This window comes from Nocardiopsis valliformis DSM 45023 (genome assembly GCF_000340985.1).
GTDB classification, from domain to species: Bacteria; Actinomycetota; Actinomycetes; order Streptosporangiales; family Streptosporangiaceae; genus Nocardiopsis; species Nocardiopsis exhalans.
In genome coordinates this window covers 1-776 of the sequence record NZ_ANAZ01000084.1, presented here as the reverse complement: position 1 = coordinate 776, position 776 = coordinate 1, and the positions used below count along the sequence as shown (strand labels likewise).

Annotated in this window: 1 protein-coding gene; it reads left to right on the top strand. The window is 66.9% G+C overall.

Features of this window, described 5'->3' with window-relative positions:
• Positions 1-763 (top strand): transposase (locus tag D457_RS33930; RefSeq protein ID WP_017584668.1); only part of this gene is annotated, 763 nt, incomplete at its 5' end.
• Positions 764-776 lie beyond the last annotated feature (13 nt).

Below are 776 nucleotides of genomic sequence, written 5' to 3'. Positions count from 1 at the left end.
CCCCGCCCAGCAGCTCCTGGCGCTCTACCACGAACGCTGGGAAGTCGAATCGGCCTTCTACTCTTTGCGCCACACCCTGCTGCACCGTCGGGTGCTGCGCTCCCAGGACCGGGCCGGTCTGGAACAAGAAGTCTGGGCCCTGCTCGCCCTTTACCAAGCGCTGCGCATGGCCATGGTCGAGGCGGTGGAATCTCGGCCGGGCACACCAGCCGACCGGGCTGCCTTCACCGCCGCTCTCAACGCGGCCCGAGGCCAGGTGATCACCGCCCAACGAGTGCTGCCCGACCAGGATGATCCCTGCCGCGGCGGGGCCATCGCGCAGACGGTGCTGGGGAACTTGCTTCCGGCCCGCCGGATGCGGATCAGCGCTCGCAAGGTCAAGTGTCCCCAGCGGCGTTACGGCTATGCCGATCCAGGCCGTCCACTCAAAACCCACCGGGTGCAGCGCTTGGAGTTGGACATCCTGGCTCCCGCACCCGAGAGGGTGTGCGGGCCCTCAAGGCCTGTTGCCGAGGTGGTGATCCCCGGTATCCGACCGGGCGGGTCCAAGGAACGAACGATGCGGTTGCTGGGCACCGATCCAGGGCGGGGGTGGAGTCCGATCGAGGTAGCTCGGGCTTTGGAGTATGCCCATCACAGGAGTTTGGCGTCCCAGATGGGTGTGTGGGCCCAGGAGGGGTTCTTGCAGCGGATCGCTCAGGGCCGCTACATCCTGGCTCCGTGGTGGGTGAACTCGGAGTTGACAGCCCAGCCCGTTCCTTAACTACGCGGCCTTG